Source organism: Actinoplanes ianthinogenes, assembly GCF_018324205.1.
In the GTDB taxonomy this organism is placed as follows: domain Bacteria; phylum Actinomycetota; class Actinomycetes; order Mycobacteriales; family Micromonosporaceae; genus Actinoplanes; species Actinoplanes ianthinogenes.
Map to the genome: position 1 here is coordinate 4,953,325 of NZ_AP023356.1, position 15,053 is coordinate 4,968,377.

13 protein-coding genes are annotated in these 15,053 nt (G+C 70.4%); 9 read left to right on the forward strand and 4 right to left on the reverse strand.

What is annotated here, in order from left to right; all coding sequences use genetic code 11:
- Positions 1 to 30: 30 nt before the first annotated feature.
- From Aiant_RS22330 to Aiant_RS22345, 4 genes are all read left to right on the forward strand, one after another.
- On the forward strand, positions 31 to 600 hold the full coding sequence (locus Aiant_RS22330; protein WP_189334490.1) for an ArsR/SmtB family transcription factor: 570 nt from the start codon (positions 31 to 33) through the stop codon (positions 598 to 600).
- Positions 601 to 673: 73 nt separating this feature from the next.
- Complete coding sequence (locus Aiant_RS22335; protein ID WP_189334491.1) at positions 674 to 1,897, forward strand: MFS transporter; 1,224 nt, start codon at positions 674 to 676, stop codon at positions 1,895 to 1,897.
- Positions 1,894 to 2,745 (forward strand): menaquinone biosynthetic enzyme MqnA/MqnD family protein, encoded by an 852-nt coding sequence (locus Aiant_RS22340; protein ID WP_189334492.1) that lies wholly within the window; start codon positions 1,894 to 1,896, stop codon positions 2,743 to 2,745. Before Aiant_RS22335 ends, Aiant_RS22340 begins: the two co-directional genes overlap by 4 nt.
- Positions 2,746 to 2,823: 78 nt before the next feature.
- Positions 2,824 to 4,356, forward strand: a complete 1,533-nt coding sequence (locus Aiant_RS22345) for a COG1361 family protein (RefSeq protein ID WP_189334493.1) — start codon at positions 2,824 to 2,826, stop codon at positions 4,354 to 4,356.
- Positions 4,357 to 4,433: 77 nt separating this feature from the next.
- Here the strand turns inward: Aiant_RS22345 and Aiant_RS22350 are convergent, their stop codons facing one another.
- From Aiant_RS22350 to Aiant_RS22365, 4 genes are all read right to left on the reverse strand, one after another.
- Positions 4,434 to 5,381 carry an aldo/keto reductase gene (locus Aiant_RS22350; RefSeq protein ID WP_189334654.1) on the reverse strand — a complete coding sequence of 316 codons (948 nt, stop codon included), beginning with the start codon at positions 5,379 to 5,381 and terminating at the stop codon, positions 4,434 to 4,436.
- A 305-nt stretch (positions 5,382 to 5,686) separates the two neighbouring features.
- Positions 5,687 to 6,517 carry an SWIM zinc finger family protein gene (locus tag Aiant_RS22355; protein ID WP_189334494.1) on the reverse strand — a complete coding sequence of 277 codons (831 nt, stop codon included), beginning with the start codon at positions 6,515 to 6,517 and terminating at the stop codon, positions 5,687 to 5,689.
- Between the two features lies 1 nt (position 6,518).
- Positions 6,519 to 9,602: a DEAD/DEAH box helicase gene (locus Aiant_RS22360; RefSeq protein WP_189334495.1), complete on the reverse strand. Its 3,084-nt coding sequence runs from the start codon at positions 9,600 to 9,602 to the stop codon at positions 6,519 to 6,521.
- Between the two features lie 39 nt (positions 9,603 to 9,641).
- Entirely contained in the window at positions 9,642 to 10,022 is a 381-nt protein-coding gene (locus Aiant_RS22365; protein ID WP_189334496.1) for a VOC family protein, read from the reverse strand.
- Between the two features lie 71 nt (positions 10,023 to 10,093).
- On the opposite strand from Aiant_RS22365, the gene Aiant_RS22370 reads away from it, so the two are divergent.
- The 5 genes from Aiant_RS22370 (at position 10,094) to Aiant_RS22390 (ending at position 14,984) form a co-directional block, all read left to right on the forward strand.
- On the forward strand, positions 10,094 to 10,855 hold the full coding sequence (locus tag Aiant_RS22370; protein ID WP_189334497.1) for a TetR/AcrR family transcriptional regulator: 762 nt from the start codon (positions 10,094 to 10,096) through the stop codon (positions 10,853 to 10,855).
- Between the two features lie 33 nt (positions 10,856 to 10,888).
- A complete protein-coding gene (gene mqnC / locus Aiant_RS22375; RefSeq protein WP_189334498.1) occupies positions 10,889 to 12,124 on the forward strand; it encodes a cyclic dehypoxanthinyl futalosine synthase in 1,236 nt (411 codons plus the stop codon).
- Positions 12,125 to 12,505: 381 nt separating this feature from the next.
- Entirely contained in the window at positions 12,506 to 13,159 is a 654-nt protein-coding gene (locus Aiant_RS22380; protein ID WP_229831022.1) for a demethylmenaquinone methyltransferase, read from the forward strand.
- A 155-nt stretch (positions 13,160 to 13,314) separates the two neighbouring features.
- Positions 13,315 to 13,575: a hypothetical protein gene (locus tag Aiant_RS22385; protein WP_189334500.1), complete on the forward strand. Its 261-nt coding sequence runs from the start codon at positions 13,315 to 13,317 to the stop codon at positions 13,573 to 13,575.
- 116 nt (positions 13,576 to 13,691) lie between these two features.
- Positions 13,692 to 14,984, forward strand: a complete 1,293-nt coding sequence (locus Aiant_RS22390; RefSeq protein WP_189334501.1) for a geranylgeranyl reductase family protein — start codon at positions 13,692 to 13,694, stop codon at positions 14,982 to 14,984.
- The last annotated feature ends 69 nt before the right edge of the window (positions 14,985 to 15,053 follow it).

A 15,053-nucleotide genomic window follows, 5' to 3' on the forward strand; every position in this document is an offset into this window, starting at 1 on the left:
CCGGGTTTTCGCCCGGTCGAGAATGGGGGCATGGCGGAGCAGGAGAACGTACGGGTGACGGACGCGCGTGCGTTGCGAGCGTTGGCGCATCCGGCGCGGATCGAGATCGTCGAGCATCTCAACGTCACCGGGTCGACGGTGACCGCGACCGAGGTCGCCGGGCTGGTCGGGCTCTCACCCAGCGCGAGCAGTTACCACCTGCGGGAGCTGGCCAGGTATGGACTGGTCGAGCAGGCGCCGAGCCAGGGGGACGGGCGGGAGCGGCGCTGGCGCAGCACCGGCAGCAGCCTGTGGATCGACGGGGACGCCGACCAGCCGGACGCGGCGGCCGCCGAGCGGGCGCTGGTCGACCTGTATCTGAAACGGGATCAGGAGCGGGTGCACACCTGGCTGGACCGGCAGCACGGCGAGCCGGCGGAGTGGCGGGAGTCCAGTGCCCTGATGGACCAGCAGCTGCTGGTCAGCGCGGCCGAGCTGGCGGAGCTCAACCAGCGGGTGCGGGACCTGATGGAGCCGTACCGGGTGCGGGAGCGGCTGGCCGATCCGCCGGCCGGGGCGCGGAAGGTGGTCGTCCAGTACACGGCGTTCCCGTTGGACTGAATCGACGGCGGCCTCTTGACGCGGGCCGCCGCGGGCCTTGCGCGAGGCAGATGCGAAGGATTACTTTCGAAGTATGTCCTTCACATCTGCCTCGTCGCGCTGGACGGACGTCTACCTGGTGGCCGGCGGGCGGGCGATCTCCGTCTGCGGCGACTTCCTCGCGGCGACCACGCTCGCCCTGGTGTTGCAGCAGGCCGGCCACGGCGGCCTGGCCGTCTCCGGCCTGCTGCTGGCGGCGGCTCTGCCACCGGCGCTGCTGGCCCCGCTGACCGGGCGGCTGGCGGATCGGGCGGACAGCCGTACCGTGCTGGTCCTGACCGGGGCAGCGCAGGCCCTGGTCTGCGCGGCACTCGCGGTGACCAGCCACCCCCTCGCGATCATCGGGCTGGTCGCGCTGCTCGCCGCCGGCCTCGCGGTCACCCAGCCCACCATCCAGGCGCTGCTGCCCCGCATGGTCCACCGCGACGACCTGGCCCGGGCCAGCGGCATCACGCAGACCGCCGGGCAGGTGGGCATGCTGGCGGCCCCGGCGCTGGCCGGATTCCTGGTCGGGCAGACCGGGCCGCGGGTCCCGCTGCTGATCGACGCGGTCAGCTATCTCGCGCTGGTCGTGGTGGCCCTGCTGATCCGCACCCGGCGGCGGGGCGGGGCGGGCGGCACGGCGGCGGCGCCGGTCGCGTTCCGGCTGCGCGCCGACCGGTCGCTGACCGTGATGACCGTGGCGATCGCCGCCACGGTCGCCGGGGTCGGCGCGATCAACGTGATCGAGGTGTTCTTCATCCGGGGCACCCTGGGTGCCTCGTCCACCGTGTTCGGGCTGGTCGCCGCGTCCTGGACGGTGGGGATGCTGCTGTTCAGCCCGGTCTTCGGGCGGGTGCCGCAGCACCGGCTCACGGTCCGGCTGATGCTGATGCTGCTGGCCGGCTCCTGCGTCGCGGTGCTCGCCGCCGCGACGGTCACCTCGGCCGCCTGGCTGGTCCCGCTCTGGATTTTCGGCGGCGCCTGCAACGGCGGGCTGAACGTGTGCCTCGCGGTGGTCGTCGCCGGGCGGGTGCCCAGCGCGGCGCACGGCCGTGCCTTCGCCGTGATCACCGCGGTGGTCCAGGGCGCCGGGCTGCTCGGTTACCTGGTGGCCGGGCCGCTGGTCGAGCAGTTCGACCCGCGGGTGCTGGTGGCCGGTGCCGGGGCGGCCGGCCTGCTGGCGGCTTTGTCCTGCTGGCCGCTGGTGCGACGTGAGCCACGAGACGTCCCTTCGATCAGCGAAGGGCCGGAGATCAGGGATACCGTCGCTGCATGAGCGACAGCGTCAGTCGGCCCCGGGTCGGGCACATCCAGTTCCTCAACTGCCTACCGATCTACTGGGGGCTGATGCGCTCGGGCGCGCTGCTCGACGTCGACCTGCACAAGGACACGCCCGATCGGCTCAGCGCCGCGCTCGTCGCCGGTGACCTGGACATCGGCCCGATCACCCTGGTGGAGTATCTGAAGCATGCCGATCGGCTGCTCCTGCTGCCCGACCTGGCGGTCGGCAGCGACGGACCGGTGCTCTCGGTCAACCTGGTCACCACCCGGCCACCGGCCGAGCTCGACAAGCGGCCGGTCGCCCTGGGCTCCACCTCGCGGACCGGCGTCCTGCTGGCGCAGATGCTGCTCTCCGACCGGTACGGCGTGGAGCCCACCTATTTCCGCTGCCCGCCCGACCTGTCGCAGATGCTCCAGGTGGCCGACGCCGCGGCGCTGATCGGCGACCCGGCGCTGCGCGCGCTCTACGAGGCTCCGGCGCTCGGCCTCGAGGTGATCGACCTGGCTGCCGCCTGGCGGGAGTGGACCGGCCTGCCGATGGTCTTCGCCGTCTGGGCGGTCCGCAAGGAGTTCGCCGCGGCGAACCCGGGGCAGGTCAAGGACGTGCACGAGGCGTTCCAGCGGTCCAAGGAGCTGTGCCTGGGCGAGCTGGACGAGGTGGCCGAGGCGGCCGCGCGCTGGGAGCCGTTCGACGCGGCCACCCTGGCGAACTACTTCCGGGCCCTCGACTTCTCCCTCGGCGAGCGGCAGATCCAGGGTGTGTCGGAATTCGCCCGGCGCGCGGCGAATCGGGGCGAAGTGCCACCATTGCCGGCGGATGGCCTGCTTTTCGCCAATGTTTGATCTTTTCGGAGCGGGCGCTTAGGCTCCTCGGACTTTCCCGCCGCGGCCCGCGCGGCCCCAAGTTCGAAGACGGTGCCCATGCGTTTGCGCGCCCTTGTCCGCCGCCTGGTCCTGCCCCCGATCGCCGCCGGCCTCGCCGTGTCCGGTCTGGCGCTGCCCGCGCGGGCCGACTCCCTCGTCGGGTTCCCGCTGCTGCTGCTGAACATCACCGACACGGTCACCGTGATCGACGGGCAGGCGAAGACGGTCAAGTTCGACGTCTACAACCTCGGCGGCGCGGACGCCAAGAACGTCGTGATCGGCTTCGCCGACGGTCCCGGCGCGGTGCCGGCCGACCTCGGTTTCGTGCCGCCGGCCGGCTGCTCGGCCACCGCCTGCACGCTGGACAAGCTGGCGGCCGGTGAGCGGCACAGCTACAGCTTCACGGTGCAGCCGGACGTCGCCTCGAAGACCAACCTGACGTCGCACTTCGACGTGACCACCACGGTCGGCGGCGAGGAGCACGACAAGGTGCAGCTGACGGTGGTGCGGACCACCAAGAAGGGCGTCGACCTCGAGGTCGCCGACATCAAGGACATGAGCCTGAACCGCGGCCAGTCCGTGGACCTGCCGGTGGCGATCAAGAACACCGGTAACGCCGAGACCGGCCCGCTCGGCCTGGTGGTGGCCGCGCAGCCCGGCCTCGAAGCGCTCCTGAACTACCGCAACTGCGAGGCCGACGAGGAGTTCGGCGGCATCGTCTGCGTCATCGACGAACCGCTGGCCCCGGGCGAATCGGCCACCCTGTCCTCGGCCACCCCCGCGAAGCTCAAGGTCGGCGTGGACACGCCCGGCCCGGCGGACTACTTCGCCGACGTGGTCGCGGTCGGGCTGACCGACAAGTTCGTGGCCTCCTTCGCCAAGCGCAACGCCGGAAAGTCAGGTGCCGACCTCGAGCTCCAGAAGGCGCGGTCGTTCGCCGCCCTGAACAAGGGCATCGAGGACGATCTGGAGGACGGGATCGAGGACGACCTCAACCCGGCCGACAACGTGGCCGAGTTCATCGTCAAGGTGGGACGTTCGGAGGCGGACAGCAAGGCGATCGGCGGGGTCTTCCACGGCACCGCCGGTGACGAGGTCACCGTCAAGGTGGGCACGCAGAACCTGGGCCCGACCGCGACGGTGCAGCTGAGCACCAAGTGGGTCGGCTACGTGCACGTCAAGCTGCCGACCAACGTCAAGCTGACCGAGGCCGACGAGATGTGCCTGCCGGGCACCTCGCCGACGAAGGTCGACCTGAGCGGCAAGCTGGACAGCCGGGACTGGGTCTGCCTGGTCCTCGACCAGCTGCCCAAGGGTGGCAAGAGCCTGTTCTCGTTCCAGGCGATGATCCAGGAGGGGTCGCACGACGCCGGGTTCGTCCAGGTGGACGGCGGGGTGCAGGACTCGAAGCACAAGAACGACCGGGCGGCGCTGACCGTGGACGGCGGGACCGGCGGTGAGGGTGGCGGGCTGCCCATCACCGGGCCGTCGGCGCTGTCGATGGCGGGTGGGGGCCTGGTGCTGCTGGCGGCGGGCGTGTTCGCGTTCCGCATCGCCCGGCGTCGCCGCATCGTCACGGTCGTGGAGTAACCCCGACCAGCTGTTTCGCCGAGGGCCGGGTGCTCAGCACCCGGCCCTCGCCGTATCCGTTGCCTCCGCGGGGCCGGTCAGGGGTTGAGGATGGCGTCGAGCGCGGCCAGGTCGGCGGCGCTGAGATCCCAGGCGGCGGCCGCGGCATTGGCCTGGACCTGGTCCGGGGTGGTGGCTCCGGCGATCACACTGGTCACCGCGGGCCGGGCGGCCAGGCCGGCGATGGCCACCTCGAGCAGGCTGTGGCCGCGCTCGGCGCTGAAGGCGGTCAACGCCTCGATGGTGTCCCAGTCGGCGGCGGCCAGCCACGAGGAGTACCGCTCCTGGGCGAGGCGGGTGCCGGCAGCCGCTTTCTCGTCCCGCCGATACTTGCCGGAGAGCAGACCCGAGTCGAGCGGGAAGAACGGCAGCAGGCCCAGGCCGAAGCGCTCGCAGGCCGGGACCACCTCGATCTCGACGTCCCGGTGCAGCAGGCTGTACCGGTTCTGCGCGCTGATGAACGGCGTGAGGTTGGCGGCCCGTGCGGTCCAGTCGGCGTCCGCGATCTGCCAGCCGGAGAAGTTGGAGTTGCCCAGGTATCGCACCTTGCCGGAACGGACCAGGTCGTCGAGCGCGGCCAGGGTCTCCTCGATCGGGGTGGCCGGGTCGGGCTCGTGCAGCTGGTAGAGGTCGATGTAATCGGTCTCCAGCCGGCGCAGCGACGCCTCGACCGCGCGAACGAGGTAACGCCGGGAGCCGCGGGCACCGAAGTCCCGGCCGTTCATCCCCTCCATGTTCATGCCGAACTTGGTGGCCAGCACGACCTCGTCCCGGCGGCCCTTGAGCGCCGCGCCGAGCAGTTGCTCCGAGCTACCGTGCGGGGTGCCGTAGATGTCCGCGGTGTCGAACAGCGTGATGCCGGCGTCGAGCGCCGCGTCGACGACTTCGCGGGTCCCGTCCGCGTCGAGCTTGCGGCCGAAGTTGTTGCAGCCGATGCCGACCACGGACACGACCAGGCCCGATTCGCCGAGCCGGCGGTAGCTCATCTCACTCATGAACCGAACCTTAGTTCGCGAGCGAGGCCGGAACGCGGAAAGGCAGACATATCAGCTGGTGTCTATTGACACCGGTTGTTACTCCTCGCATGCTGATGAGCACTCTGGGGAAGGCGAAATCAGCCTTTGTCCGGTAGTCTCCAAGCCGCCGCGTCCACCGTGGACTCGCCCACGATCGGTCCACGATGGACGCGGCCCAGATCTCAGCGTGTGCCCAGACCACGCCTTCCTCTCCACACCCGCACACGTAGGGTGCCGTGACTGCGCGCCGGCAGCGCCTTGGCTCGGCGGTGGGGTTACTCCTCGGGCGGGGTGGCGAGGTCTCGGTAGGTGGGGCGGAGCAGGTCGATCAGAGGGATGTGGCGGACCTTGATCGGGGGCGGATCCAGGGCTCGGAGCAGCAGCTCGGGCGGGGTGCCGGCGCGGGTGGGGCGCTCTCGGAGGCGGCCGAGGCTCACCGCGGGGGAGTAGAAGTCGGCGAGGCGGTCGGTGAGAGGCTCGTCGGGGACGGCCAGGGGGTCGACGGTTTCACCGGGGTCGGCGGTGCCTCGCAGGGCATCCAGCAAGGGCTCGCGGGCTCGGCCGCGCCAGGCCAGGACCAGGAACGGGTCGTCGTCGAAGGCCTCGGCCAGCACGTAGAGGGCGGCGGAACCGTGTTTGCACGGAATGCCCCAGTCGGGGCAGGAGCAGTCGATGTTCAGCTGGGAGGGGAACAGGGGCAGGCCCAGGTCGGTGAACAGGTCGACGATCTCGCGGGGCATCTCGCCGGCCAGGAGCGCGGCGCGGTAGAGAGCCTGCGCGCCGAGCGCCTCGGTGATCTCCGTCCACTGTGCCTCGTCGAACGCGGCGATGCGGATCGTCACCTGGTAGGGCGTGGGACGGGAGCCCTGCACGCGGGCGACGAGCTGCCCAGGGCTCAGCGCGAAGTCGATCACCTGGCCCTTGCGGGCGTAGGCCCGGCCGCGGGCGAGGCGGCCTGGGTCGCAGACCTCCTCCAGGACGTCGACGAAGCGCCGGGACCACCACTGCTCGCCGATTTTGCCGCGTTTTGAGCGGACGGCGAGGCCACCGTCCACTTCGATCGGACGGGCCGCCTCGTAGAACTTGCCGGACTTGTCGAATGGCATCTCAACGCACCGCCGCAGGGTCGAGCGCGAACAACTCGCGCAGCTGATCGGTGCTCAGGTCGGTGATCCACTCCTCGCCGGTGCCGACGACCGAGGAGGCCAGCGCCTTTTTCCGCTCGATCATCGCGTCGATTTTCTCCTCCAGCGTGCCGGTGCAGATGAACTTGCGCACCTGCACGTTGCGCGACTGTCCGATGCGGAATGCGCGGTCGGTGGCCTGGTCCTCGACGGCCGGGTTCCACCACCGGTCGAAGTGGACGACGTGGTTGGCGGCGGTGAGATTCAGACCGGTGCCGGCCGCTTTCAGCGAGAGCAGGAAGAGCATCGGCTCGTCCGCGGTCTGGAAGCGCTCGACCAGCTCGTCGCGGCGGGCTTTGCTGAGGCCGCCGTGCAACCAGAGCACCGGGCGGTCGAGGTGGGCGGCGAGATAGGGCTGGAGCAGCGAGCCCCACTCCGCATACTGCGTGAAGACCAGCGCCTTGTCGCCGTCCTCGACGATCTCCTCGGCCAGCTCCTCGAGCCGGGCCAGCTTGCCGGACCGGTCGGGCAGCCGGGAGCCGTCTTTGAGCAGGTGGGCCGGGTGGTTGCAGACCTGCTTGAGCTTCATCATCGCGGCCAGCACGTTGCCCCGCCGCTGGATGCCCTCGCTGCCCTCGATCTCGGACATCATGTCCTCGACCACGGCCTGATAGAGCGTGGCCTGCTCGGGGGTGAGCGTGCACCACACCTTCATCTCGTTTTTCTCCGGGAGGTCCGAGATGATGCTCTTGTCGGTTTTCAGCCGGCGCAGGACGAACGGCCCGGTCGCCCGTTTCAGGGCGGCGGTGGCGTCCGGATCCTGGTTGACCTCGATCGGCTCCTGGAAGCGGCGGCGGAACCTTTTCGCCGGGCCGAGCAGCCCGGGATTGCAGAAGTCCATGATGGACCACAGCTCGGCCAGATGATTTTCCACCGGAGTGCCGGTCAGGGCGAGACGTGTCCGGGCCGGGATGGCGCGCACGGCCTGGGACTGGCGGGTGCCGCTGTTCTTGATCGCCTGGGCCTCGTCGCACGCCACCCGGCTCCAGCCGATCTGCCGCAGGGCCTCCAGGTCGCGCAGCGCCGTGCCGTAGGTGGTCAGCACCAGGTCCGCCTCGGCGACCGCGGCGAGGAAGTCGTCGCCGCGCTGCCGGGTGGCGCCGTGGTGCACGTAGACGCGCAGGCCCGGGGCGAAGCGAGCCGCCTCCTTCTGCCAGTTCGTGATCAGGGACATCGGGCAGATCAGCAGGGTGGGCAGCACCTCGCCCGGGCCGGCGCCGACGCGCTCGGTGAGCAGCAGCGAGATGGTCTGCGCGGTTTTGCCCAGGCCCATGTCGTCGGCGAGGATGCCGCCCAGCCCGAGCCGGCTGAGGAAGTGCAGCCAGGACAGGCCGCGTTCCTGATAGGGCCGCAGGGCGCCCTGGAAGCCGATCGGCGTGGGCATCGGGTCGAGGCGCTCCGAGGCCTGGCCGGACAGCAGGTCACCGAGGGTGCCGTCGGCGTCGACCTCGACCAGCGGCAGATCCTCCTCGCCGCCTTCGGCCACCTGCTGGAGCACCTCGGCGGCGGTGAGATCGCCCTCGCGCCGCCGGCCGACCGCCTTGAGCGCGGCCTTGAGCTGACGATCGTCGAGCTCCACCCACTGGCCGCGGACCCGGACCAGCGGCACCTTGAGCCGGGCCAGCTCGGCCAGCTCCTCGGCGCTCACCACGCTGTCGCCGATCACCAGGTCGAGACGGAAGGCGACGATCTCGGTGAGGCCGAAACCGGAATCCGCGGCGGCCCGGGAGGAACTGCCGGACTTGGACTTGGACCGGGTGGTCAGCTTGAGGCCGACGCCCTTGCGCCCGGCCCAGGACGGCAGCTGCACCCCGAACCCGGCGGCCTGGAGCAGCGGGGCCGCCTGGCGAAGGAAGTCATAGGCCTCGGCCGTGCTCAGCGTCATCGCGGCGGGCTGCTGCTCACGCAGTGCCTCGTGCAGCGCCGGGAACAGCCGGACGGCCCGGCCCAGCCCGGCGAGCAGCGCCTCGTCGGGCCGCCGCGGCAGGCCCGGGAAGCGCTCGCCGGCCCAGACGGCCTCGGCCGGCAGGTAGAGGCCGGAGTCCTCGGCGGACTGGAGGGCGAACTCCAGATCCCAGGCATCCTCGCCCGGCTCCGGCTCGATCAGCCGGAAGCTGACCCGGATCGGACCGTTGGCCGCCTGGGCGGCTCGCATCCAATCGTCCAGTGCCTTGCGCAGGTCACGCAGCTCGGCGGCGGGCGCGTCGGGCAGCGTGGGGTCGGTGGCGGTCAGCGCGCCGACCCAGCGGTCGGGCAGCGGGGCACGTGACCCGGCGCGATGCCCGCCGAGGATCTTTTCCGGCAGGGTGACCCGGGCGGCCGCGTCGAGCATCGTCTCCAGCGCGTCCCGTAACGTGCGTCCGACCTCGTGTCCCGCCGAGCCGGCGCCCGTGGCGGCCGTCGAGGTGCGCCGGGCGGCAGGACGATCGGTCGGAGTGGTGAGAGCTCGGGTGACCGGGGGCATGCCGGCCGCGAAGTCGCGGTAGGTAGCCAGGTCGGGACCGGTGAGCACGGAGCGCCACCGGGCCGTGGGGATGCCGTCCTCGATCGTCAGCTGGGGCAGCATGCGACCCCGCTGGGCCAGGTCGCAGGACCAGCCGGCAAGCAGGCAGAGATAACGCAGCGAGGCGCCGGCGACCCACGGCGCGGCCGGGTCGGGCTCGGCGAGCTCGGCCAGCAGGCCCAGGGCGGACTCTCCGGCGATCGCGAGGGTGGGCACGGTCCAGTCGGCGAGGCGAACTCCGCGCGGGGAGGTCATCTCGATGCCGGTCTCGGGTGAGGGGATCGGGCCACGTGCCGTGCTGGGCAGCTGGATCAGGGAGCTGCCGGCGGTCGCCTCCGGAAGGTCGAGGGCGGCGGTCAGCGATGCGGTGCCGGCCGCGAACGGATGTGGCCGGAGTCTCGCCCGGGAGGGCGTGGACTCCTCGATGGCGGGCTCCTCGGCCCAGAGCAGCAGTCGGCCTTGGCGCCCCGACCCGGGCGCCCAGCCGCCGTGAACGACGAGCACTTCAACCCCCTGAACAGTCCGTCGAGATTATCGGCTCGACTACTGCTCGGCGAACTCCGCGAGCTCGTAAACAACCCCGTTCGGGTCGGTGACCAGGAGCAGCCGCTCGCCCCAGGGCTCCTCACGGATCGGCAACGAGGGCTCGACGCCCTCGGCGCGCAGCCGGTCCTGCTCGGCGTCCAGATCGTCGACCACGAAGGCGATGATGGTGCCCGCGACCCGCACCTGGCGCAGCTCCGGCGGCAGCACCTCCAGGCCGACGGCGTGGAAGACCACGTCGACCGCGTCGTCGTCGCGCCTCATCGAGGCGAAACCGTCGGCGGCCATCCGCTCGCGGTAGCCGAAGTGATCCGCGAGAAACTTGCTGGAGGACGGGACGTCGTCGACGGTGACACAGACGACGGACGACGTGATGCGCATGGCGCCTCCCCAAGGGCGAGTTAGTTGTACGCCGTACAGAATACGCCGTACAAGAAAGGAGTGCCACCCCGATGGCCGAAGCGCGCCACACCCTCGACCTTCTGTGGTTTCCGGAGGCGGCCGAGCGCAAGCGGGGCCGTCGCCCGGGCCTCACCGTGGCCCGCGTCGTCGAGGCCGGCATCGCCCTGGCCGACGCCGAGGGCTTGGAGGCGGTGTCGATGCGCCGGGTCGCGGGCGAGCTCGGCGTGGTGCCGATGACGCTGTACACCTACGTGCCGGACAAGGCGACCCTGCTGGAGCTGATGCTGGACCGGGTCTACCTGGCGATGCCGCGCCGTGAGCTGCCGGACCGGCCGTGGCGGGAGCGGCTCTCCGCGGTCGCCGAGGAGAACCGCAGCCTGGTCGCCGAGCACCCGTGGGTGGCCGAGCTGCCGGCCAACCGGCCGCCGCTGGGTCCCGGCCTGATGGCGAAGTACGAGCACGAGCTGCGGGCCTTCGACGGCTGCGGGCTGACCGACGTGGAGATCGACGCGGCGCTGACCTTCCTGATCGGGTTCGTGCAGTCCTCCGCGCGGACCGCCGCCGACGTGCGGGCCGCCGCGGCGCGCGCCGGGGAGACCGACGTCGCCTGGTGGCAGGAGCGCGGCCCGGTCCTCGAGATGGTCTTCGACCAGCACACCTACCCGACCGCGGTGCGGGTCGGCGCGGCGGCGGGCGAGGCGATGGGCTCGGCCTACGACCCCGAGCACGCGTACGCGTTCGGCCTGGCACGTGTGCTGGACGGCCTGGGCGCGCTGATCGACGGCCGAGCCTCCGGTGACCCGCGCCGCTGACGACCGGCGGAGAGTGGACGTACGCTTCCTGTCGTGACGGTGAATCCGGAGATCGACAGCATCCTTCAGCGTGGCGCCGACGGTGGGCGGATCACGCCCGACGAGGCGCTGCTGCTCTACACGGAGGCCCCGTTCCACGCGCTGGGCGAGGCTGCCGACGCGGTCCGCCGCCGGCGCTACCCGGACGGCATCGTCACCTACCTGATCGACCGCAACATCAACTACACCAACGTGTGCGTCACGGCGTGCAAGTTCTGTGCGTTCTTCCGGGCACCCAAGCACAAAGAGGGCTGGTCGCACCCGACCGAGGAGATCCTGCGCCGGTGCGGCGAGGCGGTGGAGCTCGGCGCCACCCAGGTGATGCTCCAGGGCGGCCACCACCCGGACTACGGGGTGGAGTATTACGAGGAGCTGTTCTCCTCGGTCAAGCAGGCGTTCCCGCAGCTCGCCATCCACTCGATCGGCCCGAGTGAGATCCTGCACATGGCCAAGGTCTCGGGTGTCTCGATCGAGGACGCGATCATCCGGATCAAGGCGGCCGGCCTGGACTCGATCGCCGGCGCCGGCGCCGAGATGCTGCCCGACCGCCCGCGCAAGGCGATCGCCCCGCTGAAGGAGAGCGGAGCCCGCTGGCTCGAGGTGATGGCGGTCGCGCACCGTAACGGCCTGTCGTCGACCGCGACCATGATGATGGGCACCGGCGAGACGAATGCCGAGCGCATCGAGCACATCCGGATGATCCGCGACGTGCAGGACCTGGCCGTGGCGAACGGGTACCGCGACGTTCCGGTCGAGGAGTCGCACGAGGTCGGCGGCTTCCGCGCGTTCATCCCGTGGACCTACCAGCCGGAGAACAACCACCTCAAGGGCCGCACCCAGGCCACCACGATGGAGTATTTGCGCTTCATCGCCGTCTCCCGGCTGTTCTTCGACAACGTCGCGCACCTCCAGGCGTCCTGGCTGACCACCGGCAAGGACATCGGCCAGCTCTCGCTGCACATGGGCGTCGACGACCTGGGCTCGATCATGCTGGAGGAGAACGTGATCTCCTCGGCCGGCGCCCGGCACCGCTCCAACCTGCAGGAGCTGATCTCGATGATCCGCACCGCGGACCGGATCCCGGCCTGGCGCGACACCTGGTACAAGCGCCTCGCGGTGCACCGGACCGCCGCCGACGACCCGACCGACGACCGGGTGGTGTCGCACTTCTCATCGATCGCGATCCCCGGTGGCGGACGGAAACAGCTGCCGCTGGTCGAGGCCAGCTGACCGTCGCCGCGACCGGATCGTTACCGGCTGCCTGCGTACCCGACCCCTTCGGCGGTTCCCGCCTGACCGTTCGGCCAGGGTGGGGATCGTCGGACCGGTGAGGGCTGTATTGCTCCTTCGTAACGAGCCCGCCGGTTGCCTGTACCCGCTCGTTCGCGCTGGTTACGTTGCCTGCGTAAGGCATTGAAACACTCATGCGTCGCCAGCCGCGGGTCCGCGCCGGTGACGAGCATTCGGACCCGACCGATGGCGGTCGTATATATAACGCACAAGGTACGGGCGGGATGGGACACCATCCCGCCCGTTCTGTTATGCGGGGTGGCCTAGTGTTTCAGCGTGACGCGCGCAGATCTGGACAAGCAGCCGCACGAGGTCGCCGAGATGTTCGACGGCGTCGCCAAGCGGTATGACCTGACCAACACGGTGATCTCACTCGGCCAGGACCGGGGCTGGCGCAAGGCCACCCGGGAGGCGCTCGGCCTCCGGCCGGGGGAGCGAGTGCTGGACGTGGGCGCGGGCACCGGTGTCTCCACCGACGAGCTGGGCCGCTCCGGCGCCTTCGCGGTCGGCGCGGACCTCTCGGTCGGGATGCTCCAGGCCGGCCGGCGGGTGCGGCCGGACGTGCCGTTGCTGGCCGGGGACGCGCTGCGGCTGCCGTTCCCGGATGCCACCTTCGACGCGGTGACCATCTCCTTCGCGTTGCGCAACGTGGTGGACACCTCGGCCGCGCTGCGTGAGTTCGGCCGGGTCACCCGTCCGGGTGGACGGCTGGTGGTGTGCGAGTTCAGCACTCCGACGAACCCGGCGTTCCGGACCGTCTACATGCAGTATTTGATGCGCTCGCTGCCGGCGGTGGCGCGCGGGGTGTCGAGCAACCCGGACGCGTATGTGTATCTGGCGGAGTCGATCCGGGCGTGGCCGGACCAGGCGGGGCTGGCGGCGCGGATCGCCGAGGCGGGGCCGTGGGACCGGGTCGGCTGGCGGAACCTGACCGGCGGGGTGGTGGCCCTGCACCGAGCCACGCGACGGAGCTGATCGCGCGGGAGGAAGCCGAGCCACGCGACGGAGCTGATCGCGCGGGAGGAAGCCGAGCCACGCGACGGAGCTGATCACGTACCCAAAAGGGTCTTGTTTGGATTGAATCGGGCGTTTGGTGAACAGCGTGCGAAAGGGCTGTTTAGCTCGATGTCATGACGAAACTCGGTGCGCTTGAGGACACTGACATCGATCTCTCGATCGACGAAGGCGAGGCTGGGGAGCGGCGGGCCAGCGAGCTGGCCAACCGCATCCGGATGGTGGCCGCGCAAGATCCGCTATTGGCGCAAGACCTGGTAGAGGAACTGATCGTTGCTCTGGACCGGGCCATGGACGGGACCATCAGAGATCATCTCGACGGTCCGGCACGTGGGATGGCTGAGCGCGTTTTGGGAGAGTCTGACCCGATTCAGTAACCGGCTCACAACAATCAGGTCGACCTGAGTGCAAAGATCGTCGATAGTCGGCCTAGACTCCGACCGAGGCATGCTTGTGAACTAATTCACGAGCACTGCGGATCGGAGGCTGCACCGTGAACGACCACCCGCCATCCACCGTCGCTGACGAGGCTGACGTGATCGTGGTCGGAGCGGGGCCCGGCGGCAGCGCGGCCGCCTACCATCTGGCCCGCCACGGCGTCCGGGTGCTGCTCCTGGAGAAAACCGAGTTCCCGCGCGAAAAAGTGTGTGGCGACGGGCTGACCCCGCGCGCCGTCCGTCAGCTGGTCCGGATGGGTGTCGACACCTCCGAGAAAGCCGGTTGGCTGCACAATCGCGGCCTGCGGGTGATCGGTGGCGGGGTCCGGCTCGAGCTGGACTGGCCCGAGCTGGCGAGTTTCCCCAGTTACGGCCTGGTCCGCACGCGCCTCGACTTCGACGACATGCTGGCCCAGCGCGCGGTCGAGGCCGGCGCCCTGCTCCGCACGAACGTGAACGTCGCCGGACCGGTCCTCAATGACGAAGGTTACGTGATCGGCGTCACGGCCAAGGCCGGTCCCGGCAAAGAGCCGGTGGAATACCGCGCGCCGCTGGTGATCGCCGCGGACGGCGTCTCCGGCAAGTTTCCGCTGGCCCTGGGGCTGGCCAAGCGCGACGACCGCCCGCTCGGGGTGGCCGTCCGGCGCTACTACCGCTCCGCGGCCAAGGCGGACGACAACTACCTGGAGTCCTGGCTGGAGCTGCGCAGCGCGCAGGACCCGAGCCGGCTCCTGCCCGGTTACGGCTGGATCTTCGGCCTGGGCGACGGCCGGGTGAACGTCGGCCTCGGCATCCTGAACTCGTCCAACGCCTTCGGCAAGACGAACTACCGCAACCTGCTCACCGACTGGCTCGGCTCCACCCCGGAGGACTGGGGGATGCGGGACGAGGCGAACGCGGAGGGGCCGACGCTCGGCGCCGCGCTCCCGATGGGCTTCAACCGGGTGCCGCATTACACCCGCGGGGTAATGCTCGTCGGCGACTCCGGTGGCATGGTCAACCCGATGAACGGCGAGGGCATCGCGTACGCGATGGAGTCCGGTGAGCTGGCCGCCGAGGTGGCGGTGCAGGCGCTGGCCCGCCCGGCGGGTGCGGAGCGGGAGCGGGCGCTGCGGGCGTATCCGACCGAGTTGAGCCTGCGCTTCGGCGGTTACTACCGCCTGGGCGGCGTCTTCGTGAAGTTGATCGGCAACCCGCAGATCATGCGGCTGGCCACCAAGCACGGCATGCCGCACCCGACGTTGATGAAATTCGTCCTGAAGCTGCTCGCCAACCTGACCGACCCCCGGGGCGGCGACGCGATGGACCGCATCATCAACGGCTTGACGAAGGTGGCGCCCGCCGTCTGACGACGGAATCGGGCACCCCGACCAAAGGGATACAAAAGCGCAAAACTAGTGTAAAGCGGCTAACAGTCG